This window comes from Terrisporobacter mayombei (assembly GCF_020748465.1).
In the GTDB taxonomy this organism is placed as follows: Bacteria; Bacillota; Clostridia; order Peptostreptococcales; family Peptostreptococcaceae; genus Terrisporobacter; species Terrisporobacter mayombei.
On the sequence record NZ_JAHZMP010000311.1, the window covers coordinates 1 to 357 of the forward strand.

Annotated in this window: 1 pseudogene; it reads left to right on the forward strand. The window is 34.5% G+C overall.

Annotated features, from left to right (window positions below):
• Positions 1–68 precede the first annotated feature (68 nt).
• A pseudogene (locus tag K0039_RS25610) lies at positions 69–357 on the forward strand (glutamine--fructose-6-phosphate transaminase (isomerizing)); the annotation flags it as partial.

Here is a 357-nt window from a genome sequence, read left to right on the forward strand (position 1 = left end):
TCAAGTAAGCTTTTTCATGACCTAACTCTAAAAATATATAAAATAATATTTTTAGGAGGACACATAATATGTGTGGAATAGTTGGATATTTAGGAAAAAGACAGGCAATAGGAGTTTTAATAGAAGGCCTGTCAAAATTAGAGTACAGAGGGTATGACTCTGCAGGTGTTGCCGTAAATACTGGTGACAAATTAGAAATAAGAAAGTTCAAAGGTAGATTAGCTATATTAGCTGAGGATCTAGAAAAAAATCCTATTGATGGACATTTAGGAATAGGGCATACTAGATGGGCAACTCATGGAGAGCCATCAGATGTAAACTCACATCCTCATTACAATATGGATAGAACTATAGCTG